We start from the raw sequence: 23323 nt of genomic DNA, 5'->3' as shown, positions 1-23323 counted from the left end.
GGGACGGACCCGCACCGCGCCTCCCGGCCGGATGGTGACGTGCCTACGCGCCCGTCGGCTCCTTGTCCTGGCCCGCCGTCGGGGCGTCACCCGAGATGATCGGGATCTCGCTCGTCGAGAAGTCCTTCGCCCAGTCGGACTGCGCGAGCTCCGAGGTCGGGTCGTTGTAGTCCTTGATGACGTCGGCGATCTCGTCCTCGTGCGCGACCGTCGGGCCCGAGCCCATGAGCGGCGTCGCGGCGGTCTCCTTGGTGAAGTACACGGCGACGAGGCCGATCACCGCGGCGAGCATGAGGTAGAACGCGGGGATGTCCTCGGCCCACGACAGGCCGGCGTCCTTGGCGCCCGCGATGAGCGCCTGCGTCGCGAGGGGCGTGGTGCCGCCGAACAGCGAGACGGACACGTTGAACGCGATCGCGAGGGCGCCGTACCGGATGATCGTCGGGAACAGCGCCGGGAGCGTCGACGGCATGGTCGAGGTGAAGGTCACCAGGACCAGGCCGAGCAGCAGCAGGCCCGTGAAGACGCCGACACCCGTGCCGGTCTGGACGAGCTTGAGGGCCGGCCAGGACAGCACGATGAAGCCGATGCAGCCCGCGGCCAGGACCGGACGACGGCCGAACTTGTCGGACAGCCGCCCGCCGAACGTGATGACGACCATCATCAGGATCATCACGATGACGATGAGGATCAGGCCGAACGTGGCGTTCTGGCCGAGGTTCGTCTCGAGGTACGTCGGCATGTACGACAGCAGCATGTAGTCGGTCACGTTGAAGACCAGCACGAGGCCGATGCAGACGATGAGCGAGCGCCAGTTCTCGGCGAACAGCTTGAGGAACGGGGTCTTCTGCGACTCGCGCTCGGCGGCCTGCTCCTGCTGCTTCTGGAAGGCCGGGGTCTCCTCGAGCTTGAGGCGCAGGTACAGCCCGATCAGGCCGAGCGGACCGGCGACGATGAACGGGATGCGCCAGCCCCAGCTGAGGAGCGCGTCCTCGGGCATCGCGTACTGCAGCACGGTGACGATCGACGCGCCGAGCACGTAGCCGGCCAGCGTGCCGAACTCGAGCCACGAGCCCATGAACCCGCGGCGCTTGTCGGGCGAGTACTCGGCGATGAAGGTCGCGGCGCCGCCGTACTCGCCACCCGTCGAGAAGCCCTGCACGAAGCGTGCGACGAGCAGCAGGACCGGGGCCCAGAAGCCGATCGTCGAGTACGACGGGATGAGGCCGATCATGAGCGTGCCGGCGGCCATCAGGATCATCGTCAGCGCGAGGACCTTCTGGCGGCCGATCCTGTCACCGATCGGGCCGAAGACGGCGCCGCCGATCGGGCGGACGATGAACGCTGCGGCGAAGAAGCCGAACGTCGCCACGAGGTTCGAGGTCGGGTCGCCCTCGGGCAGGAACACCTTCGAGATCGTGACCGTGAGGTACGCGAAGATACCGAAGTCGAACCACTCCATGGCGTTGCCGAGCGCGGCGGCGGCGACCGCGCGCTTGAGCAGCGACTCCTCGACGACGGTGACGTCGTCCTCGGTCAGCTTGCGGCGTGCGCGCTTCGCGGCGGCCTTCGTGCGCAACGGCCGGTCGCCGTGCGGATGTGCATCGTTCGGTGCCAAGTTCGTTCCTCCGGTAGTGCTGCGTCTTGCCTTCGGGCGTCCGGCGGAGAGCAACGATGCGGTCCCGACGGAACCCACGCTCGCCGGACAAACCCCGACAGACTAGCAGCCGCCCTCCAGCGTGTCCTCCCCTCCCCTGTGGTACGCGCACACCGCGGCGGGTGCAGCGCCGGGACCCGCTCCGGTACGATCGACCCGCCGTGCAGTGCGCGCGGACACTCAGGCACCTCACCACGGACTCGGTGCCGCACACATCGATCGAGAGGCCCTGCCATGTCGAAGCCCATGCCCGAGAAGCCCACCGTCGACGGACTCGAGCAGGTCTGGGGCCCGGTCTGGGAGCAGGACGGCACCTACCGGTTCGACCGCGACAGCGCCACGAAGGACGCCGTCTACTCGATCGACACCCCGCCGCCGACCGCCTCGGGCTCGCTGCACATCGGTCACGTGTTCTCGTACACGCACACCGACCTCAAGGCCCGGTACGAGCGCATGCGCGGCAAGCACGTCTTCTACCCCATGGGCTGGGACGACAACGGCCTGCCCACCGAGCGCCGCGTGCAGAACTACTACGGCGTCCGCTGCGACCCGCAGCTCCCCTACGACCCGGCCTTCGTCCCGCCGTTCGAGGGCGGCGACGGCAAGTCGAGCAAGGCCGCCGACCAGGTGCCGGTCTCGCGTCGCAACTTCATCGAGCTGTGCGAGCGCCTGACCGTGCAGGACGAGCAGCAGTTCGAGCACCTCTTCCGCACGCTCGGCCTGTCGGTGGACTGGACGCAGTCGTACCGCACCATCGACGACACCTCCCGCGCGAGCGCCCAGCGCGCCTTCCTCCGCAACCTCGAGCGCGGCGAGGCCTACCAGGCCGACGCCCCGACGCTCTGGGACGTCACGTTCCGCACGGCCGTCGCGCAGGCCGAGCTCGAGGACAAGGACATGCCCGGCGCGTACCACGGGCTGGCGTTCCACCGCACCGACGGCGGCGAGGACGTCGTCATCCAGACCACCCGCCCCGAGCTCCTGCCCGCGTGCGTCGCCCTCGTCGCGCACCCGGACGACGAGCGCTTCCAGGACCTGTTCGGCACGACCGTCCGCTCGCCGTTGTTCGACGTCGAGGTCCCCGTGCTCGCGCACCACCTCGCACAGCAGGACAAGGGCGCCGGCATCGCGATGGTCTGCACCTTCGGCGACACGACCGACGTCGTGTGGTGGCGCGAGCTGCAGCTGCCGAACCGCGCGATCATCGGCTTCGACGGCCGCGTCCGCTCCGACGAGCCGGCGTGGATCGAGAGCGCCCGCGGCAAGGAGCTCTACGCGGAGATGGCCGGCAAGACGGTGTTCTCGGCGAAGAAGGTCCTCGTGGACGCCCTCACCGAGTCCGGCGAACTGGTCGGCGACGTGAAGACCATCACCCACCCGGTGAAGTTCTTCGAGAAGGGCGACAAGCCCCTCGAGATCGTCTCGACCCGCCAGTGGTACATCGTGAACGGCGCGCGCGACGAGCAGCTCAAGGAGACGCTCCGCAAGCGCGGCGAGGAGATCGCGTTCCACCCCGACTTCATGCGCGTCCGGTACGACAACTGGGTCGGCGGGCTGTCCGGCGACTGGCTCATCTCGCGCCAGCGGTTCTTCGGCGTGCCGATCCCGGTCTGGTACCCGCTCGACGGCGACGGCAACCCCGTGTACGACCAGCCGATCGTCCCGACCGAGGCCCAGCTGCCGGTCGACCCGGCGGCCGAGCCGGCCCCGGGATACGAGGAATCCCAGCGCGGCCAGGCCGGCGGGTTCCAGGGCGAGCTCGACGTGATGGACACCTGGGCGACCTCGTCGCTCACGCCGCAGCTCGCGGGCAAGTGGGAGACCGACACGGAGCTGTACGACCTGGTCTACCCGTACGACGTCCGCCCGCAGGCGCAGGACATCATCCGCACCTGGCTGTTCACGACCGCGCTCCGCAGCCAGCTCGAGGCCGGCGTCGCGCCGTGGAAGCACGCCAGCATCTCCGGCTTCATCGTCGACCCCGACCGCAAGAAGATGTCGAAGTCGAAGGGCAACGTCGTCACCCCGCTGTCGATCCTCGAGCAGCACGGCGCCGACGCGGTCCGCTACTGGGCCGCCTCCTCCAAGCTCGGCACCGACGCGGCCTTCGACCCGCAGAACCCGAAGCAGATCAAGGTCGGCCGTCGTCTCGCGATCAAGGTGCTCAACGCCGCGAAGTTCGTCTACGGCTTCCCGCTGCCCGAGGGCGCCACGAGCGTCACCGAGCCGCTCGACGTCGACGTGCTGGCCGAGCTGGGCGCCGTGGTCGACCAGGCCACCGCGGCCTTCGACGCGTTCGACCACGCCCGGGCCCTCGAGGTCACCGAGCGCTTCTTCTGGACCTTCTGCGACGACTACCTCGAGCTCGTGAAGGAGCGTGCCTACGGCACCGCGGCCGACGCGACGCACGAGACCCAGGCGAGCGCGGTCCTGGCGCTGCGCGCCGCGATCGACGCGCTGCTCCGTCTGCTGGCACCGTTCCTCCCGTTCGCGACCGAGGAGGTGTGGGCCTGGACCCACGACACCAGCGTGCACCGCGCCTCCTGGCCGACGCGGGCCGAACTGCCCACCCAGGCCGAGCCGACCGGGCTGCTCGGTGCCGTCGGACAGGCGCTCATCGGCATCCGCGGCGCGAAGACGGCCGCCAAGGCGTCCCAGAAGACGCCCGTGACGCGTGCCGTCGTCGCGGCTCCGCCGGAGCAGCGCGTGCTCATCGAGCGCGCGGCGGTCGACCTGGCGGCCGTCGGCCGCATCGAGAACCTGTCGTTCACCGACGGCCCGGAGCTCGCGGTGACCGAGATCGAGCTGGCGGAACAGCAGGCGTAGCGTCGCCCCCACGGGCCGGGTCGCGTCCGCGACCCGGCCCTTCCACACCCACCCTGGAGGCACGGATGCAGTTGGGCACACGCTGGAACGTCGGTGGGCAGCCGCCCGCGCGACTGCCCGAGACGATGGTCGTCGCCGTGCGCGGCGTCGAGGACGAGCTGGCAGCGGCCTCGGTGGACGCGTCCACCTGGGGCTGGACGCTCACCTTCCTCGAGGGCAAGCCGATCGTCGAGCTCGACGACGGCACCTCGATCCGCCTCGACCCGGCCGGGCACGCGCAGGTCACCGACCCGGACGACGCGGCCGAGGAGGACTGAGCCGAAGTTGCGCGAAATTCGACCTCGATTGTGGTAGCTTTTCACGCAACGGAGGGGTGCACATGACGCAACAAGCTCGGCAGCATCGCGAGAGCGAGCCGAAACTCGAGGACCTCGGACTCGATCCGACGATGTTCCGAGATGCTGCGTCACGCGGCCTCGACAGTGCACTTTCCCGGACCGGGTTCGCCAACCCCGGAGCGCAGTCGAACGACCTCTACCAAGACCTCAGCGAAGACATCCGGAGACGGCTCGGACGCATGGGGTGGACGGTAGGAACCGTCAACAACCAGCGTCGCATCGTCCACCCGGACGGCTTGCTCGCCATCGTCGTCACCGCGGCGAAGAACGTCGGTGTGGTCGGCGATCCGCTCCTCGTCCCGGTGACGACCCCGAAGGGCCCGGTGACGCGGAAGTCCATTGATCGGTACAACCGCCTCACTGGTCAGGGATTCTTCCAGTTCGACGGCGTTCCCGATCCTGTGCGTGCCGATCCGGACGAGCTCGCCGCTGCGGCTCCGCTTTGGTTCCTCATGCACCACCTGGTGGGACGCACGCTCCTCCTCGAGCTTGCCGAGCCGATCGGCTACCGTCCGACAAGTGGCAAGGTGGACACCTGGGGTCGGCGGTTCCCGATCGACCCCATCTCCTTCGATGAGGACGACGGTTTCCCGGATGACACCGAAGGTCCTGCTGATCTCGACATCCCGATCACCCGGCGCTGAACCCGAACTCAGCGCCAACAAGAAGGTGCTGCAGTGTTCACCCCATCACGTCTCCGACTCGCAAGGCTTCGAGCAGGACTCTCTTTGGTCAAGCTTGCTGAACTGTCGAACGTCTCAAATCGGTCGTTGTCCGGGTACGAGAACGGAGACTTGGTGCCGTCCCGGGAGGCGTTGGAAAAGATCGGCGACGTCCTCGGAGTACAGATCGCGTTCTTCGCGCACGACGAGATCGAGCTCGTCGATGTCGAGTCGGTGAGCTTCCGGAAGCTGAGCAAGACCACTGCAAGCGTTCGAGACGCTGCTCTCGCCGGAGCGACGATCAGTCTCGAGCTCGCCGACTGGATCGACCGCAACTTCGTGCTGCCGGGCCCCGATCTTCCGACCCTCGACAAACATGATCCGGAGACCGCAGCAGAGATCCTTCGATCTACTTGGAAACTTGGTTCCGGGCCGATCGCGAACCTCTTCCACTCGATGGAAGCGCACGGCGTTCGAGTGTTCGCAATCACCGAGGACGTTCGCGAGATAGACGCTTTCTCCTTCTGGCGAAACGGGGTTCCGTACGTCTTCCTCAGCACGTCGAAGACTGCCGAACGTCAACGATTCGACCTTGCACATGAGCTCGGTCACCTCGTCCTCCACGGCGACTCGCCGGAAGCGCCCCAGGGCCGCGAGCGTGAGCTCGAGGCGAACGTCTTCGCGTCCGCATTGCTCATGCCTGCCGATGGCCTGTTGCCGCAGCGGCTGAGGAGCGCGTCCGTCGACCAGATCCTGAGGGCTCGATCCCACTGGCGGGTCTCAGCCATGGCACTGGCTCACCGCCTTCATGCTCTGAAGCTCCTGACCGACTGGAACTACCGCTCGATCTGCATCGAATTGGCGAAGCGTGGGTTCAGGACCGAAGAACCCGGTAGCGATCTCGTGGCCGAGACCTCGCAGGTCCTTCGGAAGGTCTTCTTCGGCGACGGCTCCTCGAACGTGACGGCCGAAGCGCTTGCCGAGTTGCACGTCAGCCGCCAGGAACTCCTCGGTCACTTGCGAGGGCTCGTCCCGATGGCGCTCGATCGAACAGCGAGCCCCCAGAAGATCGCTCCCGTGGTTCCACTCACCCACAGGCACCGATCGCGACCGGAGGACCCTCGTCGGGCTCACCTTCGTCGCGTCGAGTAAGTTCTCGAACCTGCACCCGCTCATTCCTGCACGCGCTTGCGATTGGCGATGGCTGGAGGCGCACGCGTAGGCTCGAGAACGAGCGTTCCGGGAGCAGGACCGGCGACGCACCGCAGGGATCAGGATGGCAATGACACGCTCCGTCGACCCGGCCGTCCGGGACCACATCGTCGAGGTGGCGGACGAGCTGTTCTACGCCCGCGGCATCCAGACGGTCGGCATGGACGAGATCCGGACCGGTGCCGGCGTCTCGCTGAAGAAGCTCTACGCGGCGTTCCCGGGCAAGGACCGGCTGGTCGCCGCGGTGCTCGGCAGCCGGCACGACCTGTGGGAACGGGGCGTGCACGGCGCGGTCGACGCCGCCACCACCCCGCGGGACAAGCTGCTGGCCGTGTACGACTTCCTCGAGTCGTGGTTCGGGGACGACACCTTCCGGGGCTGCGGGTTCATCAACGCGTTCGGCGAGCTCGGGGCGACCTCCGACGCGGTCGCCGAGATCGCGCGTGAGCACAAGGCGTCGTTCCAGCGGTACGTGGCGTCGCTCACGTCGGGGCTCGTCGAGGACGCGGGGCGGGCCGAGGTCCTCGCCGCGCAGCTCGCGCTGCTCGCCGAGGGGGCGCAGACGACGGCGGCGATCGCGGGGACCACCGAGCCGGCGGCGCACGCGCGCGCGGCGGCCGAGACCCTGATCGACGCCGCGACGCGCTGACGCAGCCCGTGTGGTGCGTCCGTAGGGTGGCTGCATGGCAACCCCGTTCGACGAACCGAGCACGCTCCCCTACGCCCTCCCGCCCTTCGACGACGTCCGGCTCGAGCACTTCCGTCCCGCGTTCGACGCCGGCATCGCCGAGCAGCGCGCCGAGGTCGACGCGATCGCCACGGACCCGCAGGCCCCCACGTTCGAGAACACGCTCGTCGCCCTCGAGCGCTCCGGGCAGCTGCTGGCGCGCGTCGGGCACGTCTTCTGGACCCTGACCGGCGCCGACTCCACGCCCGAGCTCAGGGACCTCGAGGCCGAGCTCTCCCCCGTGCTCGCCGCGCACCGCGACGCGATCACCCTCGACGCGCGGCTGTACGCCCGGGTGGCCGCGGTCCGCGACGACCTGGCCCGAGCGGACCTCTCCGCCGAGGACCGCCGGCTCGTCGAACGCGTGCACACCGAGATGACCCTCGCGGGCGCCGGGCTCGACGCCGCCGGCAAGGAACGCCTCACCGCGATCAACCAGGAGCTGTCGACGCTGAGCGCGACGTTCGAGCGGAACCTGCTCGACGAGACGAACGACCTCGCCGTGCACGTCACCGACGAGGCCGAGCTCGACGGGCTCGACGACGGGGCCCGCTCCGCCGCCGCCGGGGCCGCCGCCGACCGCGGACTCGACGGCTGGCTCGTCACCCTGCCGCTGTACACGGGGCACCCGTGGCTCGGCTCGCTCACCCACCGCGGTCTGCGCGAACGCATCATGCGCGCGTCGCTGTCCCGTGGTCGGCGCGGGAACGACCACGACAACCGTGACGTGCTGCTCCGGATCGTCCGGCTCCGCGCCGAGCGCGCCGAACTGCTCGGGTACCCGGACCACGCGTCGGTCGTCACCGCCGACGAGACCGCCCGCACGCCCCGGGCCGTCGACGGGCTGCTGTCGTCGCTCGTGCCCGCCGCCGCCGCGAACGCCGAGGACGAGCGCGCCGTCCGGTCCCGGGCCGTCGGGTTCGAGGTCGAGGCGTGGGACTGGGCGTACGCCACCGAGGTCCTCCGCGGCGAGCAGTTCGCCGCGGACAGCTCGGCGCTCCGCCCGTACTTCGAGGCCGACCGGGTGCTCCGGGACGGGGTGTTCCACGCCGCCGGGGAGCTGTACGGCCTGCGCTTCACCGAGCGGCCGGACCTGCACGGGTACAACGACGAGGTGCGCGTCTTCGAGGTGCGCTCGGAGGACGACGAACCAGTCGGCCTGTACCTGCTCGACCTCTACACGCGCGACGGCAAGCGCGGCGGCGCGTGGATGCACCCCGTCGTCGAGCAGTCGCACCTGCTCGGCACGCTGCCCGTCGTCGTGAACAACCTCAACGTCGCGAAGCCCGCCGCCGGGTCGCCGACCCTGCTCGTGCAGGACGAGGTCGAGACGCTGTTCCACGAGTTCGGCCACGCGCTGCACGGACTCATCGCCCGGACGACGTACCCGCGGTTCTCGGGCACGAACGTCGAGCGCGACTTCGTCGAGTTCCCCTCGCAGGTGAACGAGATGTGGGTGACCTGGCCCTCGGTGCTCGCGAACTACGCGAAGCACCACGAGACCGGCGAACCGCTGCCGCCCGAGCTCGTCCTCGGCCTGAGCGACTCGGCCGGCTTCAACGAGGGCTTCTCGACCACGGAGTACCTCGCGGCAGCCCTGCTCGACCAGGCGTGGCACCGTCTGTCCGCCGCCGAGGCCGCCGCGGTCACCGACGTCGAGGACTTCGAGCGCCGTGCCCTCGCCGACGCCGGGGTGGACGTCCGGGCGGTGCCGCCGCGGTACTCGTCGACGTACTTCGCGCACACGTTCTCGGGCGGGTACGACGCCGGCTACTACGGCTACATCTGGTCCGAGGTGCTCGACGCGGACGCGGTGGAGTGGTTCCGGGAGCACGGCGGGCTCTCCCGCGAGGCCGGGCGCCGCTTCGCGACCACCGTGCTCGGGGTCGGCGGGGCGCAGGACCCGCTCGAGGCCTACCGCGCGTTCCGCGGCCGCGACGCCGAGGTCGGGCCGCTGCTGCGCCGCCGCGGGCTGGAGTAGCGCGCAGGCGGCCCCGCGGCCGCGACCCGGTCGGGTGGCGGGCGGCCCGGTCGGGCCCGCCCGAGCACCGCGCACAACGGGAAGCACCTCGCGCCACGGAATCCCGTGGTGCGAGGTGCTCCCCGTTGTGCGGCGCGTCACCACCGGGGACGCCCGGGGACCGCTCGGCGCGGCGCAGGCCAGGCCCGCGGCGCCGGTCCAGGCGGCGCGTCACCACCGGGGACGCGCGCGACCCGACCGCACACACGACGACGGCCCGACCCCCTCGGGGGCCGGGCCGTCTCGGGACCGCGCGCTACGCCGACTTCTCGACGCGCTTCGCCCGCGGGCGGGGCACGATGGTCGGCGCAGCGTTCTCGAGCACCGACTCGCGGGTGATGACCACCCGGGCGACGTCGTCGTCCGAGGGCACGTCGAACATGACCGGCCCGAGGACCTCCTCGAGGATGGCCCGGAGCCCGCGAGCACCGGTCTGCCGCAGGACGGCGAGGTCCGCGATCGCCTCGAGTGCCCCGCGGTCGAACTCGAGCTCGACGCCGTCGATCTGGAACATGCGCTGGTACTGCTTCACGAGCGCGTTCTTCGGCTCGGTCAGGATCTGCATGAGCGCCGCCTGGTCGAGCTGCGACACCGTGGTCACGACGGGCAGACGACCGATGAACTCGGGGATGAGGCCGAACTTGTGCAGGTCCTCGGGCAGGACGTCGGCGAACAGGTCCTGCTGGTCGAGCGGGCTGTGCAGCGGCGCACCGAACCCGATGCCGCGCTTGCCCACGCGCGAGGACACGATGTCCTCGAGCCCGGCGAACGCCCCCGCCACGATGAACAGCACGTTCGTCGTGTCGATCTGGATGAACTCCTGGTGCGGGTGCTTCCGGCCGCCCTGCGGCGGGACCGATGCCGTCGTCCCCTCGAGGATCTTGAGCAGCGCCTGCTGCACGCCCTCGCCCGAGACGTCGCGCGTGATCGAGGGGTTCTCGGCCTTCCGCGCGATCTTGTCGACCTCGTCGATGTAGATGATGCCCGTCTCGGCGCGCTTGACGTCGTAGTCGGCGGCCTGGATGAGCTTGAGGAGGATGTTCTCGACGTCCTCGCCGACGTAGCCGGCCTCGGTCAGGGCCGTGGCGTCGGCGACCGCGAAGGGCACGTTCAGGCGCTTCGCGAGCGTCTGCGCCAGGTAGGTCTTGCCGCAGCCGGTCGGCCCGATGAGCAGGATGTTCGACTTCGCGATCTCGATGTCGTCGCGGTCCTCGGCAGCGGTGATCTGCCCCTGCGCACGGATGCGCTTGTAGTGGTTGTAGACGGCCACCGCGAGGGCACGCTTCGCCGGGTCCTGCCCGATGACGTACTCCTGCAGGAAGTCGAAGATCTCGCGCGGCTTCGGCAGTTCGAAGTCGCCGCTCGCGGTGTCCTCGCCGGCCTCGGCCAGGCGTTCCTCGATGATCTCGTTGCACAGCTCGACGCACTCGTCGCAGATGTACACACCCGGCCCGGCGATGAGCTGCTGGACCTGCTTCTGGCTCTTGCCGCAGAAGGAGCACTTGAGCAGGTCAGCGCTCTCCCCGATGCGTGCCATGTCGGTGCCCTCCCTGGTTGACCGATGCGGGCAGGTGACCCGCCCGGTGCTCCGAGCCTAACCGCATCCGGTGACACCGACGGCGACGCCACCCGGTCTGTCCCGGCTCGTTCGCCCACGGCGTGCGCACCTGGTACCGTTGCCACCGCTGCTCTACAAGTTGTAGAAATCGAGAGGACCCCATGACCAAGCGCCTCGCCCTCGTCGGCACCGCGACCCTCGGCGTCACCGCCGCGATCGTCCTCGGCACCGCCGGCGCCGCCAGCGCGCACGTCGAGGCCGACGCCACGTCGACCGCCGCGAACTCGTACACGACCGCGACGTTCTCGGTCCCGCACGGCTGCGACGGCTCCCCCACGACGAAGCTCGAGTTCTCGGTGCCGAAGTCGGTGATCGAGGTCACCCCGACCGTGAACCCGAACTGGACCATCACGAAGACCACCGAGCCGTACACGAGCTCGTCGTCGAGCAGCAGCAGCGACGAGGAGGCCACCCCCGCCGAGCGCGTCACGAGCGTGACGTACACGGCGAAGACCCCGCTCCCCGCCGACGAACGCGACACCTTCGCACTGTCGTTCTCGCTGCCCGACGGCAAGCCCGGCGACCGGGTGTCGTTCCCGGTCGTGCAGACCTGCGAGCAGGGCTCGACCGACTGGGACCAGCAGCAGACCGGCAAGGAGGAGCCCGAGCACCCGGCCCCCTCGATCGTCCTCACCGCCGCGTCCTCGGCGACGGGTGACGACGACGCCACCACGGCGACCGCGAGCACGGCGTCCGCGACGACCGGCGGCCCCGACCTGGTCGGCCGCTTCCTCGGCCTCGGCGGCCTGGTCGTCGGCGCCGTCGGCCTGGTCGTCGCCGTCGCCGCCACGCGTCGCCGCGACGCCGGCGCACGGAACACCACCAAGTGACGCCCGTGGCGGGTCGGACGGGTGTCCGGCGGTCCGACGGGGGTCGGCGGTCGGCCTGGAGGCTCGTGGCCACGTCCGCCGCGTCGGTCGCGATCGCGAGCGGCGCGGTCCTCGGGCTCGCCGCCCCCGCCAGCGCGCACAACTACCTGGTGTCCTCGACCCCGGCGGTCGGTGGGACGCTCACCGAACTGCCCGACCGGTTCGACATCACGACGAACGACCGGCTCCTGGCGATCGGCGGCTCCGACTCGGGCTTCGCCTTCCGCGTGCTCGGACCCGACGGCCGGTACTACGAGGACGGCTGCGTCGCGGTGGACGGTCCGTCGATGACCACGAAGGCCGCGCTCGGCGCCTCCGGGAAGTACGAGGTCGAGTGGCAGATCGTGTCCGCCGACGGCCACACCGTCTCGGACCGCTACGACTTCACGTGGGACGCTCCCGCCGGCTTCTCCCCCGCAGCCGGCGCGACGAAGCCGCCCACGTGCGCGACCGACCGCGGCGCGACCGCGGGCGCCGAGTCGGACCCGGGCACCACGACCGCGGGCGGCGACTCGACCGCGTCGGACGCGCTGTGGATCGGTGCCGGCGGCGTCGTGCTCGTCGGGCTCGTCGTCGCCGTCCTGCTGCTCCTGCGCCGTCGTCCCGCCCCCGCGCCCGACGACCCCGACGAGGACTGACCGGCACCGACGTCGACGTGCAACGACGCCGACGTGCACCGACGTCGACCGGCACCGACGTCGACGTGCACCGACGCACCGGACCCGCACCGCGCCTCCCGTCCGGCACGTCACACCACGCGACGGACGCGACCCGCACGCACCCCGCGCACGACGAAGGCCCCGCACCGGACGGTGCGGGGCCTTCGTCGTGGCGCGCTACTTGACGAGCGCCGGCAGGTTCTTGCGGCTCGTGAGGACCTGGTCGATCAGGCCGTACTCGAGGGCTTCCTGCGCCGACATGATCTTGTCGCGCTCGATGTCGTTGTTGACCTCGGCCGCCGTCTTGTTCGAGTGCTTCGACAGCGTCTCCTCGAGCCAGGTGCGCATGCGGAGGATCTCCGCCGCCTGGATCTCGATGTCCGACGCCTGACCGCCACCCTGCTGCACGGCGGGCTGGTGGATGAGCACCCGGGCGTTCGGCAGCGCCAGACGCTTGCCGGGGGTACCGGCAGCGAGGAGCACCGACGCGGCCGAGGCGGCCTGACCGAGGCAGACCGTCTGGATCTGCGGGCGGATGTACTGCATCGTGTCGTAGATCGCCGTCATCGCGGTGAACGAGCCACCGGGCGAGTTGATGTACATCACGATGTCGCGGTCCGGGTCCATCGACTCGAGCACGAGCAGCTGGGCCATGACGTCGTCGGCCGACGCGTCGTCGACCTGGACGCCGAGGAACACGATGCGGTCCTCGAACAGCTTCGCGTACGGGTCCTGACGCTTGAAGCCGTAGGCCGTGCGCTCCTCGAAGCTGGGGAGGATGTAGCGATCGGACGGAGCCGGGACGTTCTGCGCGCCACCGAGCATGGGGAGGTGCATTCTCGTTTCCTTCTCTTCGGTGGTGGTCAGTGGGACTCGGGCTCGGCGGCCGCGGTCGGCGTCTCGCCGTCGCCCACGGTGCCGCCACCACCGACGACCTCGGCGCTCGAGGCGCGGAGGTGGTCGACGAAGCCGTACTCGAGGGCTTCCTGCGCCGTGAACCAGTTGTCGCGGTCGTTGTCCTTGAGGACCTGCTCGATCGACTTGCCGGTCTGCTCGGCCGTGAGCTCCGCCATCCGCTGCTTCATGTCGAGGATGACCTTGGCCTGCGTCTGGATGTCGGCAGCGGTGCCACCGAAGCCACCGGACGGCTGGTGCAGGAGCACGCGGGCGTTCGGGGTGATGTAGCGCTTGCCCGGGGTGCCCGAGGACAGCAGGAACTGGCCCATCGAGGCGGCCAGGCCGATGCCCACGGTGACGATGTCGTTCGGCACGAACTGCATCGTGTCGTAGATCGCCATGCCGGCGGTGATCGAGCCGCCGGGCGAGTTGATGTAGAGGTAGATGTCCTTCTCAGGGTCCTCGGCGGCGAGCATCAGCAGCTTGGCTGCGATCTCGTTCGAGTTGTCGTCGCGGACCTCGGAGCCGAGCCACACGATCCGGTCTCTCAGAAGGCGGTCAAAAACACTGGGGCTCAGTGTCGCTTCGGCCATGGAAAAGCTCCCGTTCAGTTGTCGCTTGATGTCGAACTTATCGGGTGCAACGCAGCACTTCGCCCCTGTTCGCTGTGGGCGGTGCGGACGGCGCGGGAACCGCGCCGGACGACGGACGGGAGGCACGGTGCCAGCTGGCACCGTGCCTCCCGTCCGTGACGTGCGCGCGTTACTTCGCGTCGGACTCCGCGGCCTCGTCGGCGTCGGACGCCTCGTCGGCGGCCGGCTCCTGCGCGACACCCGCCGTGAAGGCGGAGAGGTCGACGGCGTCGCCGTTGGTGTCCTTGACGGTCACCTTCGACAGGACGGTCGCGACCGCCTTCGAGCGGGCGACCTCGCCGACCATGCCCGGGATCTGGCCGTTCTGGTCGATCACCTTGATGAACTCGGCGGGCTCCATGCCGTACTGCGCAGCGGCCTGGATGAGGTACTGCGTGAGCTCCTCCTGCGAGACCTGGATCTGCTCCTGCTCGGCGATGGCGTCGAGGAGGATCTGCGAGCGGAAGGCCTTCTCGCTGGACTCGGAGACCTCCTTGCGGTGCTCCTCGTCCTCGAGACGGTTCTCCTGCTCGAGGTGACGGTGCACCTCGTCCTCGATGAGCTGCGCGGAGATCGGGATCTCGACGTCCTCGATGAGCTTCTCGACGAGCTTGTCGCGAGCCGCCGCGCCCTGACCGAAGGTCTTGGACTTGGCGATCTGCTCCTTGAGGTCGGCCTTGAGCTCGTCGATCGTGTCGAACTGGCTGGCGATCTGGGCGAACTCGTCGTCGGCCTCGGGGAGCTCGCGCTCCTTGACGGCGGTGACGGTGACGGCGATCTGGGCGGTCTCGCCCTCGCGGTCGCCACCGACCAGGGTCGACTCGAAGGTCGTCGACTCGCCGGCGGTCAGGGACTCGAGCGCCTCGTCGATGCCCTCGAGCAGGTCGCCCGAGCCGATCTCGTAGGAGACGCCGGTGGCCGAGTCGACCTCGTCGTCACCGATGGTCGCGGTGAGGTCGATCTGGGCGAAGTCGCCGGTCTTGGCCGGACGGTCCACCGTGACGAGGGTGCCGAAGCGGGTGCGCAGGTTCTGCAGCTCCTCCTCGATCTCGTCGTCGGAGACCTCGACCGCGTCGACCGTCAGCTCGTACGCGTCGTACTTCGGCAGGTCGAACTCGGGGCGGACGTCCACCTCGAAGGTGAGGACGAGGTCGCCCGTGAAGTCCTTCACGTTCGGGAGCTCGGCGACGTCGGCCTCGGCACGGCCGAGGATGCGCAGCTCCTGCTCCTCCACCGCCTGGCGGTAGAAGGTGTCGATCGCGTCGCCGACGGCGTGGTTCAGGACCTCGCCGCGGCCGACACGCTGGTCGACGATGGCCGGCGGGACCTTGCCCTTGCGGAAGCCGGGGATGTTGATCTGCTCGGCGATGTGCTTGTACGCGTGGTCGATGCTCGGCTTGAGATCTTCCGGCGTCACGTTCACGGTGAGCTTGACGCGGGTGTCGCTCACCTTGTCGACGGTGCTGGTGGCCAAGGGATGTACTCCTGTTGGTTGACGTTCGAGTGGACCTGGTCGGGGCGACAGGATTTGAACCTGCGACCTCCCGCTCCCAAAGCGGGCGCTCTACCAAGCTGAGCTACGCCCCGTGACTGGGCCAGGGTCGTCGCGCGCACCACGAGGGCACGCACGACCGCGACGAGTCTAGCGGTCCGTCGGTGACTGGTTCCCGGGCGGCGTGGCGGGCCCGTCCGCATCGCCCTCGGCACGTCGCCGGAGCCCCCGTCGCCACTGCACACCCACGGCGACCTGCACCCCGAGCGCGGCGACCACGAGCACGATGCCGACGACGATCCGCCACACGTGCAGGACGGCGTGCCACGGTGCGCCCTGCGGGTCGCCGAACACCTCCGGCCGGAGCGAGAACACCACCGCGGCGGCCGTCAGGAGCAGGAACGAGGCCACCCGTGAGCGCCGGATCGTCCGCGCGTCGGCATCGCTCGGCGGGAGCGTGACGCGAGGTGGCATGTCGGTGGGGGTTCGTCCGCTACGATGGTGGCGCTGCGATCACGATCGCTGCTCGGGGATGTAGCTCAATGGTAGAGCCCCAGTCTTCCAAACTGGCCACGCGGGTTCGATTCCCGTCATCCCCTCTGTTCCTTCCAGTGCTCCGCACGGTCGTCGGTTGCTCGTCCTGGTGCCGCTGGGCGGTGGTCCGATCGAGCCGGTGCTCCGCACGGTCGTCGGTTGCTCGTCCCGGTGTCGCTGGGCGGTGGTCCGATCGAGCCGGTGCTCCGCACGGTCGTCGGCTGCTCGTCCCGGTGGCGACCCGCAGCTGCGCCTCCCGCGCTCACCTCGCGGTTGCCGACACGCCCGCCGCCGATCCACCCTCCGCAGTGCCGCGCGCCGGACTTGACGCCGGTTCGAACACACGTTCGAATACCGTCGTGGGACGGCGTCGCGAGAACCGGTGGCAGCCCCCGGAACACCCGGAGGTCGAACGCCCGCGCGCCTACTCCCTGTCGGAGGACGCCCGCGGGCCCGACGTCTGCCACGCCGTCACCCCGTCGCCGGTCTGGGCCTGGGTGCAGTTCCCGACGTTCCACATCCGCGTGAAGGGCTTCGCGAAGAGCTGGACCCGCGACGCCGTCCTGGTCGAGTGGGCGCAGTTCGGACAACAGGCGGACGCGTGGGTGTGGCGATCCGCCGTGAAGCACCGCGCTCTGCGGACAGAACGGACCGACGGCCGTCCCCCTGACGCACCGCGTTGACTTCCGGCCCGCACCCGAGGATCGTTCGGTGGACACGGAGTGGCCGAACTACTCAATCATCGAGTAGTTCGTCTGCTCCACGACCCGAGGAGGCACCGTGAAGAAGACCGAGGTGCCGTCCTGGGTGGCGCACGTGCTGACCCCGCCGGAGGTCGTCGCCGCGTTCGTCGAACGCCGGGTGAACGACCCCGCGCTCCTGTCCGGCGACCGGTCGGAGCCGACGTACGCCGACTTCCTGCGCGCCGAGTAGCGCGGCGCCACGGCGCCGACGGACCGGCCGGGAGGCGCGGCTGCGGTCCGCCTTCGCCGCGTGCGTCCACGACGTGGTGCGGTCGCCCGCCCGGCGAGCGTCCGACGCGGCGGCGTGCGTCCCGACGTGGCGGCGACGCGCCTCCCGGCTGCCACGGGGCGGGCGTGGGCCGGTGGTGTGACGCGGTCCGCGCCTCCCGGCCGACACGGGACGGAACGTGAGCCGACCGTGCGACGCGAGCCGCGCCTCCCGGCCGTCCCGTGCGCGACGCGAGGGGTCAGGCGTCCGAGGGGGTGTCTGTCGGACCGGACCCGCGCCGACGCCGCGCGGTGAGCGTCACGCCGACGCTCGCCGCGGTCACGCAGGCGAGCGCGACGACCTCGAGCGTCGAGAGCGCCTCGCGCAGGATCACGAGTCCGGCGAGGGCGGCGATCGCCGGACCGAGGCTCTGCAGCACGCCGAACACCCGGGTCGGCATGCGGCGCAGCGCGGACATCTCGAGGGCGTAGGGCAGCACGCTGGACAGCACGGCGACACCGCCGAACACGAGGAGCAGCGCCGGGTCGGCGACGACGCCCTCGGCCGCGGTGCTGAGGCCGAACGGCAGCGACACGAGCATCGCGACCACCATCGACACCGCGAGGCCGTCGACCCCCGGGATCGCGGCACCGACCCGGCGGTTCATCACGATGTAGCCCGCCCAGCAGGCCGCGGCGGCGATCGCGGCGAGGACACCACCCACCGCGGTGACCGCGGAGGGCCCGACGCCGAGGAGCACGACGCCCGCGAGTGCGAGCGCCGCCCACGTCACGTCCCGCCACCGCCGGGTGTGCACGAGCGACAGCGCCAGGGGGCCGAGGAACTCGATCGTCACCGCGACGCCGATCGGGATGCTCGCGAACGCGACGTAGATGAGGACGTTCATGCCGCCGAGCGCCAGGCCGAGCAGCACCGCCGCGGTCCACTGCGCCCGGGTCCAGTGCCGGACGCGCGGACGCACCACCAGCACGAGGACGACGGCGCCGATCACGAGCCGGAGCGTCGCCGCACCGACCGAGCCGACCTCGTCGAAGCGGGTCTTCGCCGTCGCGGCACCGAGCTGGACGGACACCATCGCGGCGAGCGCCAACAGCGGTGCGGGGACGCGGGTCACGGGTGGACGGGCACGGTCGGGGCCGGTCAGCCGAGGTACGCCAGGACGGCGAGGACGCGGCGGTGGTCGGCGCCGGTGTCCTCGAGCCCGAGCTTGCCGAAGATGCTCGTGACGTGCTTCTCGACGGCGCCGGTGCCGATGACGAGCGCCCGGGCGATCGCGGCGTTCGTGCGGCCCTCGGCCATCAGCCCGAGGACGTCGCGTTCGCGGGGCGTCAGGGCGGCGAGCGGGTCCCGACGGCGGCCCATGAGCTGCGTGACGACCTCGGGGTCGAGCACGGTGCCGCCGGCGGCGATGCGGCGGACGGCGTCGTCGATCTCGTCGAGTCGGGTGACGCGGTCCTTGAGCAGGTAGCCGATGCCCGTGGCGCCGGCTGCGAGGACCTCCTCGGCGTAGGTGGCCTCGACGTACTGGGAGAGCAGGAGGACACCCGTGCCCGGGGCGGTGCGGCGGGTCTGCACGGCGGCGCGGACCCCCTCGTCGGTGAAGGTCGGCGGCATCCGGACGTCCATCACGACCACGTCGGGGGCGTCGTGCGGCAGGGTCGCGAGGAAGGAATCCGCGTCTGCGTACTGCCCGACGACGTCGATGCCGGCCTCGTCGAGCACGCGGGACAGCCCCTCGCGCAGGAGGACGGCGTCGTCGACGACGACGGCCCGGATGCGTGCTGCATCCGGGCCGTCGCTCATGCCGACCAGCCTAGTGGGAGCGGTGTCGCTCCCCGGGCTCACGCGCGTGCGGTGGGCACGCCGTTCAGGGCACCGAGCGGGATCCGCGCGGTGGCCTCGGTCGGGCCGCCGTCGGGGCTGTTCACGATGAGCTCGCCGTCCAGGGCACGCATGCGTCCCATCAGCCCCTCGATGCCGTGGCCCTGCTGCGGGCGTGCTCCCCCGCGACCGTCGTCGGTCACGCTGACCGTGAGGTACCAGACGCCGGACGCGTCGACGATGAGCCCGAGGTAGACGCCCGCTGCCGAGGCGCCGGCGTGCTTCGTCGTGTTCGTGAGGAGCTCGCTGACGGTGAAGTACACGTTGCGCTGGATCTCGGTGCCGAGCTCGAGTCCCTCGGGCAGGCGGACGTCGAGGCCGACCGGGATCGGGGTGCGGGCGACGAGCGCCTCGAGGGCGGCGACGAGTCCGCGGTCGAGCAGGATCGGCGGGGCGAAGCCGCGGGACAGGGCGCGGAGCTCGTCGAGGGCGTCCTTGGCGTGCTCGGTCGCCTCGACGATGAGCTGCTTCGCCTTCGCCGGGTCGCGGTCCATCGCGCGCTCGGCTGCCGCGAGGTCCATGCGGAGCCGGACCAGGCGCTGCTGGGGGCCGTCGTGCAGGTCCCGCTCGATCTGTCGGAGCGCCTGGCCCTCGGCCGTCACGGCGCCGGCACGGGAGGCCTGCAGTCCGGCGACCCGCTGCTCGAGCTGCTCGGCGCGGAACCCGCCGAGCAGGCCGAAGTCGATCCAGTAGTGGGCGAGCACGGAGCCGCGGGACCACAGCGGGAGCAGCACGACCGAGGCGGCCATCGACAGCAGTCCGGCGAGGGCGACACCGATGACGAAGCTGGCCTCGGTGGGCCCGGAGTAACCGGACCGGACGTCGTTCACGAGGAACAGCCCACCGACGGCGATCGGCCAGGTGAACCCGACGGCCAACAGCACGCCGGTGCCGACCGTGATGAGCGCCGCGAGCGGGTACACGACCACCGCGTGCAGCAGGTACAGCCAGTAGTGCGGGTTGGCGACCGCCGATCCCGTGCGGGTCCACCAGTTCTGCTGCCACCGCGGGGTCCAGTCGACCGGGCGGATCGGCCGCGGGTCGGCCCAGCCGATGCGGACCTTCTCGAACTGCCCGATCCACCGCGCGACGAAGAGCGCGATGAAGAACATGAGCAGGACGAACGGGTTGAAGAGGTCGCGCAACCCGCCGCCGAGGAGCGCCGCCGGGAACGCCGCGTAGAGCGTGCAGAGCAGCACGGCGGTGAGCGCCATGTACCCGAAGTCGCGCGGCAGGCGACGCCAGGCGTCGCGGTAGAACGCGCCCGCGGTCGTGCCCGATCCGCCTCGGCCGCCGAGCGACCCCACGGCGGGCGTCTCCGACCACCCGGCCAGTGCGGCCGCGGGCTGCTCGGGCGCGCGCTGCTCGGGCACGGGCTGCTCGGGCACGGGCTGCTCGGGCACGGGCTGCTCAGGCACGGGCTTCGTGGCTCCCTGCGGCACGGCGCCGTCGAGCGGGACGGTGCGTGCCTGGTCGGACGCGGCGGAGGTGTCGTCCAGCGGGACGGTCTCGGCCTGGTCGAGGCGGTCGGTGTCGGTCATGGTGCAAGCCTCGCGGAGCGCGGGCTCGAGCCCCATCCTGCCGCCTCCCGGACTCGGGGTGGGGTTGTCCCCACCCCCGGTTCCTCCACAGACCGCTCCCGACCCGGTGTCCGTCGCGCGCCGCGGTGTCACGGTCGGTGCATGACCGATGCACTCGCCGCCCTGCTCGACGTCGTCGGGCTCGACGTCCGGTACGACCGCGAGGTGTCCAGCGCCGACGGCGACTGGGCGCTCGACCTCCCGCCGTCGCACGGCCTCCGGTGGGTCGCCAGCTCGACGCACACGACGGTGTGGGTGGCGTGGCACGGCGGGGCCGAACTCGTGCGACCCGGCAGCGCACTGCTCGTGCCCGCGAGCGGCACCGGGGCGAGGAGCGGGACCGGAACCGGAACCGGAAGCCGAAGCCGAGCCGGAACCGGAGCCGGAGCCGGAGCCGCGGTCTGCACCGGTGTCAGGGTGGGGACGGCACGCGGTCCCCTGCCCGCGCCGGACGGCGCACCGCTCGACCCGTTCCACGCCACCGGGGTGCACGTCGGCAGCGTCCGGGCCGGCCCGCTCGCCGACGAGGCCCTCGACCTCACCCGCCCCCTGCGCACCCGACCGGTCGACGCACTGTCCGAGGACGTCGTCCGAGCACTCGCCCACGTCGAGGCGCTGACCGGCCAGCGCTGGGCGACGGCGCAGCGCGACACGCTCGCCCGCGCCGTGGTGATCGCGGTCCTGCGCGACGAACCGCCGGCGTACCTGACGGACAACGGCCTGCTGCGGTGCATCGACGCGCTGTTCGCCGACACCGGGACCTGCGGTGGCACCGGTTCCGGCCCCGGCCCCGGCCCCGGCAGCAGCGCGGCGCGCTCGGTCGCCGACCTGCTCAGGACGACGGTGCGCGGGTCCCGTCGGACGGCGGAGCGGCGGTTCCGCGCCACGACCGGTTGCACCCCGGACGCCCTGCGCCGGTGGTTCCTGTCGCTCGGCATCCGTCGTGCCCTGGACGACGGACTCGACGAGGAGTCCGTCGCGACCGCGTTCGGCTTCGCGAGGGCCAGCTCGATGCGGCGCGCGCTGGCGCGGGTGACGCCCCCGAGGACCGACCGTCCGGCGGACCCGTGGGTCCTGCCCCTGCCAGATGACGATCGATCGCGCCCGTGACGATCGATCGCGCCAGTGACGATCTCGGTGTGCGATCCCCGGGGATCTGGCACCGGGATCGTCACGGACGACGCGTGTCCTGCCGTCGCCGCCGCGGCCCACAGCCCATCGTCGCCGCCGCGGTCCGGGGGGCGGGCGGCCGGGGGTCAGACGAGGGCGGCGGCGACCTCGGGGGTCTCCTCGGGGACGGACCACGGGCGGTGGGTCATGCCGCTGTCGCCCCGCACCGAGACGACCGCGCCGGACTCGTCGCGCGTGAACGTCACGAGCTCGTCGATCGAGCCGAAGCGGTTGCCGGCAGCCATCCGCAGGGTGTCCGCGTCGACGACGTCGAGCCGCACCGGGGACTCGGCCGGCACCGGCTGGGTCGGGTCGATCGCGAGCAGCCGGCCGCCGACGCGGGCGAAGTCGGTGATGCCCTCGAACGTGGTGAAGCGTCCCGTGTACCGGGAGGTGTCGACGTCCGCCGGCAGGTCGGGGCCGGCCGGGTGCTCGTCGGCGGCGGTGTCGAGCAGGTGCACGATGCCGTTCGCCAGCATCCCCGCGGGGCCGGTCGCGCTGCTCGTCAGCACCGAGACGACGAGCGACGACGCCGGGTCGAACACCGACTGGGTGATCTGGCCGGGGAAGCCACCGGAGTGCCCGCGGACCTCGCGCCCGTTGATCCGGTCGACGATGAAGCCGGCGCCGTACCCGCGCGCAGCGGGGTCGGTGTCGAGGGCGCTCCAGGCCTTCCGCTGCGCCAGGCGCTTCGCGTGGTCGGACAGCAGGTCACCGCGACCGGGCACGTGCGCCGAGAAGTACCGCACCAGGTCCGAGGCGGTCCCGTGGAAGCCCGTGGCCGCGGCGAGCGCCCCGGTCGTCACGTGCGGCACCCGCTGCCGGGTGCGGGCGGTGTGCAGGCCCGTGTAGCCGACGACGAACTCGTCCTCGCGGGCCGGGTCGAACTCCGGTCCGGTGCCGGTCAAGCCCAGCGGCTCGACGATCGCCGCGCGCACGTGCTCGGCGTACGAGGTACCGGTGACGGCCTCGACCACGAGCCCGAGCAGGCCGTAGCCGAGGTTCGAGTAGTTGAACGCGGAGCCGACGGGCACCTTCGCGCCACCCTCGACGACGAGTGCGACGAGCTGCTCGGCGTCCGGGAAGGGGTGCGCGAGGGCCCAGTGGTCGCCGTCGGCACCGTCCCGGACCACTCCGCCGCCCATCTCCATGAGCTCGCGGACCGTGGCGTCCGCGACCGGGGAGCCGGCGTCGACGAGGGCCGGTACGAAGGACCCGACCGTGTCGTCGAGCCGCAGCCGTCCGGCGTCGGCGAGCTGGAGCAGCGCGGTCGCCGTGAAGGTCTTGGAGTGCGAGGCGATCCGGAACAGGTCGGTGGTGGTCAGGCGGCGGCCGGCCTCGACGTCGGCGTAGCCCCAGGCCTCGGCGAACAGCTCCTCGCCCTCGAACCCGACGGCGACCTGCACCCCGGGGAGCCGGAGCTGCCACACCTTGTACCCGATCCACTCGCGGACGTAGGGCAGGACGGACTCGTACGCGGCGCGCTTCTCCATACCGACCAGCCTGGCATGTGCCAC

General features: G+C 71.1%; 21 protein-coding genes and 2 tRNA genes. 12 read left to right on the top strand and 11 right to left on the bottom strand.

The window, feature by feature from the left end; translation table 11 throughout:
* Positions 1–43: 43 nt before the first annotated feature.
* The gene (gene proP, locus QOL15_RS05385; RefSeq protein ID WP_253181547.1) at positions 44–1618 is read right to left on the bottom strand and encodes a glycine betaine/L-proline transporter ProP; all 1575 of its coding nucleotides are present in this window, start codon (positions 1616–1618) and stop codon (positions 44–46) included.
* Positions 1619–1891: 273 nt separating this feature from the next.
* On the opposite strand from proP, the gene valS reads away from it, so the two are divergent.
* The 6 genes from valS (at position 1892) to QOL15_RS05355 (ending at position 9463) form a co-directional block, all read left to right on the top strand.
* Positions 1892–4483: a valine--tRNA ligase gene (valS, locus tag QOL15_RS05380; protein ID WP_065960194.1), complete on the top strand. Its 2592-nt coding sequence runs from the start codon at positions 1892–1894 to the stop codon at positions 4481–4483.
* A gap of 65 nt (positions 4484–4548) precedes the next feature.
* Positions 4549–4800, top strand: coding sequence for a hypothetical protein (locus QOL15_RS05375; protein ID WP_071245813.1), 252 nt, complete (start codon positions 4549–4551; stop codon positions 4798–4800).
* A gap of 62 nt (positions 4801–4862) precedes the next feature.
* Positions 4863–5525, top strand: coding sequence for a hypothetical protein (locus tag QOL15_RS05370; RefSeq protein WP_139197312.1), 663 nt, complete (start codon positions 4863–4865; stop codon positions 5523–5525).
* Positions 5526–5558: 33 nt separating this feature from the next.
* A complete protein-coding gene (locus QOL15_RS05365) occupies positions 5559–6695 on the top strand; it encodes an XRE family transcriptional regulator (RefSeq protein WP_071245809.1) in 1137 nt (378 codons plus the stop codon).
* Positions 6696–6825: 130 nt separating this feature from the next.
* Positions 6826–7404: a TetR/AcrR family transcriptional regulator gene (locus QOL15_RS05360; RefSeq protein ID WP_071245807.1), complete on the top strand. Its 579-nt coding sequence runs from the start codon at positions 6826–6828 to the stop codon at positions 7402–7404.
* Positions 7405–7438: 34 nt separating this feature from the next.
* A complete protein-coding gene (locus tag QOL15_RS05355) occupies positions 7439–9463 on the top strand; it encodes a M3 family metallopeptidase (protein WP_071245805.1) in 2025 nt (674 codons plus the stop codon).
* A gap of 295 nt (positions 9464–9758) precedes the next feature.
* Here QOL15_RS05355 and clpX read toward each other — a convergent pair whose 3' ends face one another.
* The gene (gene clpX, locus QOL15_RS05350; RefSeq protein WP_065960188.1) at positions 9759–11039 is read right to left on the bottom strand and encodes an ATP-dependent Clp protease ATP-binding subunit ClpX; all 1281 of its coding nucleotides are present in this window, start codon (positions 11037–11039) and stop codon (positions 9759–9761) included.
* 182 nt (positions 11040–11221) lie between these two features.
* Between clpX and QOL15_RS05345 the strand changes: the two genes are divergently transcribed.
* Positions 11222–11950: a YcnI family protein gene (locus tag QOL15_RS05345; RefSeq protein WP_071245803.1), complete on the top strand. Its 729-nt coding sequence runs from the start codon at positions 11222–11224 to the stop codon at positions 11948–11950.
* A gap of 65 nt (positions 11951–12015) precedes the next feature.
* Positions 12016–12627: a copper resistance CopC family protein gene (locus QOL15_RS05340; RefSeq protein ID WP_071245801.1), complete on the top strand. Its 612-nt coding sequence runs from the start codon at positions 12016–12018 to the stop codon at positions 12625–12627.
* A gap of 198 nt (positions 12628–12825) precedes the next feature.
* Here QOL15_RS05340 and QOL15_RS05335 read toward each other — a convergent pair whose 3' ends face one another.
* From QOL15_RS05335 to QOL15_RS05315, 5 genes are all read right to left on the bottom strand, one after another.
* On the bottom strand, positions 12826–13485 hold the full coding sequence (locus QOL15_RS05335; protein WP_065960181.1) for an ATP-dependent Clp protease proteolytic subunit: 660 nt from the start codon (positions 13483–13485) through the stop codon (positions 12826–12828).
* A 26-nt stretch (positions 13486–13511) separates the two neighbouring features.
* The gene (locus QOL15_RS05330) at positions 13512–14138 is read right to left on the bottom strand and encodes an ATP-dependent Clp protease proteolytic subunit (protein ID WP_071245799.1); all 627 of its coding nucleotides are present in this window, start codon (positions 14136–14138) and stop codon (positions 13512–13514) included.
* Positions 14139–14307: 169 nt separating this feature from the next.
* Positions 14308–15651: a trigger factor gene (gene tig, locus QOL15_RS05325; RefSeq protein ID WP_065960176.1), complete on the bottom strand. Its 1344-nt coding sequence runs from the start codon at positions 15649–15651 to the stop codon at positions 14308–14310.
* Between the two features lie 36 nt (positions 15652–15687).
* Positions 15688–15764, bottom strand: a tRNA-Pro gene (locus QOL15_RS05320).
* Between the two features lie 55 nt (positions 15765–15819).
* Positions 15820–16143 carry a hypothetical protein gene (locus QOL15_RS05315; protein WP_139197310.1) on the bottom strand — a complete coding sequence of 108 codons (324 nt, stop codon included), beginning with the start codon at positions 16141–16143 and terminating at the stop codon, positions 15820–15822.
* Between the two features lie 54 nt (positions 16144–16197).
* Here QOL15_RS05315 and QOL15_RS05310 point away from each other — a divergent pair.
* From QOL15_RS05310 to QOL15_RS05300, 3 genes are all read left to right on the top strand, one after another.
* Positions 16198–16268, top strand: a tRNA-Gly gene (locus QOL15_RS05310).
* Between the two features lie 294 nt (positions 16269–16562).
* Positions 16563–16886, top strand: coding sequence for a hypothetical protein (locus QOL15_RS05305; protein ID WP_065960173.1), 324 nt, complete (start codon positions 16563–16565; stop codon positions 16884–16886).
* Positions 16887–16983: 97 nt separating this feature from the next.
* Entirely contained in the window at positions 16984–17136 is a 153-nt protein-coding gene (locus QOL15_RS05300) for a hypothetical protein (RefSeq protein ID WP_171898710.1), read from the top strand.
* 277 nt (positions 17137–17413) lie between these two features.
* On the opposite strand, the gene QOL15_RS05295 is transcribed toward QOL15_RS05300, so the two are convergent.
* Genes QOL15_RS05295 through QOL15_RS05285 form a run of 3 tightly spaced genes read right to left on the bottom strand, consistent with a single transcriptional unit; the run spans position 17414 to position 20597 of the window.
* Positions 17414–18289 (bottom strand): DMT family transporter, encoded by an 876-nt coding sequence (locus QOL15_RS05295; protein WP_083393838.1) that lies wholly within the window; start codon positions 18287–18289, stop codon positions 17414–17416.
* A gap of 26 nt (positions 18290–18315) precedes the next feature.
* Positions 18316–18978: a response regulator transcription factor gene (locus QOL15_RS05290; RefSeq protein WP_071245795.1), complete on the bottom strand. Its 663-nt coding sequence runs from the start codon at positions 18976–18978 to the stop codon at positions 18316–18318.
* A 38-nt stretch (positions 18979–19016) separates the two neighbouring features.
* Positions 19017–20597 (bottom strand): sensor histidine kinase, encoded by a 1581-nt coding sequence (locus QOL15_RS05285; protein ID WP_083393837.1) that lies wholly within the window; start codon positions 20595–20597, stop codon positions 19017–19019.
* Between the two features lie 141 nt (positions 20598–20738).
* Between QOL15_RS05285 and QOL15_RS05280 the strand changes: the two genes are divergently transcribed.
* Positions 20739–21746 carry a hypothetical protein gene (locus QOL15_RS05280; protein ID WP_071245794.1) on the top strand — a complete coding sequence of 336 codons (1008 nt, stop codon included), beginning with the start codon at positions 20739–20741 and terminating at the stop codon, positions 21744–21746.
* A gap of 146 nt (positions 21747–21892) precedes the next feature.
* On the opposite strand, the gene QOL15_RS05275 is transcribed toward QOL15_RS05280, so the two are convergent.
* On the bottom strand, positions 21893–23299 hold the full coding sequence (locus QOL15_RS05275) for a serine hydrolase (protein WP_071245792.1): 1407 nt from the start codon (positions 23297–23299) through the stop codon (positions 21893–21895).
* Positions 23300–23323: the final 24 nt, after the last annotated feature.

This window comes from Curtobacterium sp. MCBA15_012, from assembly GCF_001864935.2.
Lineage (GTDB): Bacteria > Actinomycetota > Actinomycetes > Actinomycetales > Microbacteriaceae > Curtobacterium.
Note: the sequence above shows the minus strand (reverse complement) of the source record. Positions and strands in the feature narration are given on the sequence as shown.

Excerpts from the sequence above, each read along its gene's own strand:
- QOL15_RS05375 (WP_071245813.1), top strand. The coding sequence starts at position 4,549 with ATGCAGTTGGGCACACGCTGGAACGTCGGTGGGCAGCCGCCCGCGCGA.
- QOL15_RS05355 (WP_071245805.1), top strand. The coding sequence starts at position 7,439 with ATGGCAACCCCGTTCGACGAACCGAGCACGCTCCCCTACGCCCTCCCG.
- QOL15_RS05335 (WP_065960181.1), bottom strand. The coding sequence starts at position 13,485 with ATGCACCTCCCCATGCTCGGTGGCGCGCAGAACGTCCCGGCTCCGTCC.
- QOL15_RS05290 (WP_071245795.1), bottom strand. The coding sequence starts at position 18,978 with ATGAGCGACGGCCCGGATGCAGCACGCATCCGGGCCGTCGTCGTCGAC.
- QOL15_RS05315 (WP_139197310.1), bottom strand. The coding sequence starts at position 16,143 with ATGCCACCTCGCGTCACGCTCCCGCCGAGCGATGCCGACGCGCGGACG.
- QOL15_RS05360 (WP_071245807.1), top strand. The coding sequence starts at position 6,826 with ATGACACGCTCCGTCGACCCGGCCGTCCGGGACCACATCGTCGAGGTG.
- QOL15_RS05275 (WP_071245792.1), bottom strand. The coding sequence starts at position 23,299 with ATGGAGAAGCGCGCCGCGTACGAGTCCGTCCTGCCCTACGTCCGCGAG.
- clpX (WP_065960188.1), bottom strand. The coding sequence starts at position 11,039 with ATGGCACGCATCGGGGAGAGCGCTGACCTGCTCAAGTGCTCCTTCTGC.
- QOL15_RS05280 (WP_071245794.1), top strand. The coding sequence starts at position 20,739 with ATGACCGATGCACTCGCCGCCCTGCTCGACGTCGTCGGGCTCGACGTC.
- QOL15_RS05345 (WP_071245803.1), top strand. The coding sequence starts at position 11,222 with ATGACCAAGCGCCTCGCCCTCGTCGGCACCGCGACCCTCGGCGTCACC.
- QOL15_RS05370 (WP_139197312.1), top strand. The coding sequence starts at position 4,863 with ATGACGCAACAAGCTCGGCAGCATCGCGAGAGCGAGCCGAAACTCGAG.
- QOL15_RS05330 (WP_071245799.1), bottom strand. The coding sequence starts at position 14,138 with ATGGCCGAAGCGACACTGAGCCCCAGTGTTTTTGACCGCCTTCTGAGA.
- valS (WP_065960194.1), top strand. The coding sequence starts at position 1,892 with ATGTCGAAGCCCATGCCCGAGAAGCCCACCGTCGACGGACTCGAGCAG.
- QOL15_RS05285 (WP_083393837.1), bottom strand. The coding sequence starts at position 20,597 with ATGACCGACACCGACCGCCTCGACCAGGCCGAGACCGTCCCGCTGGAC.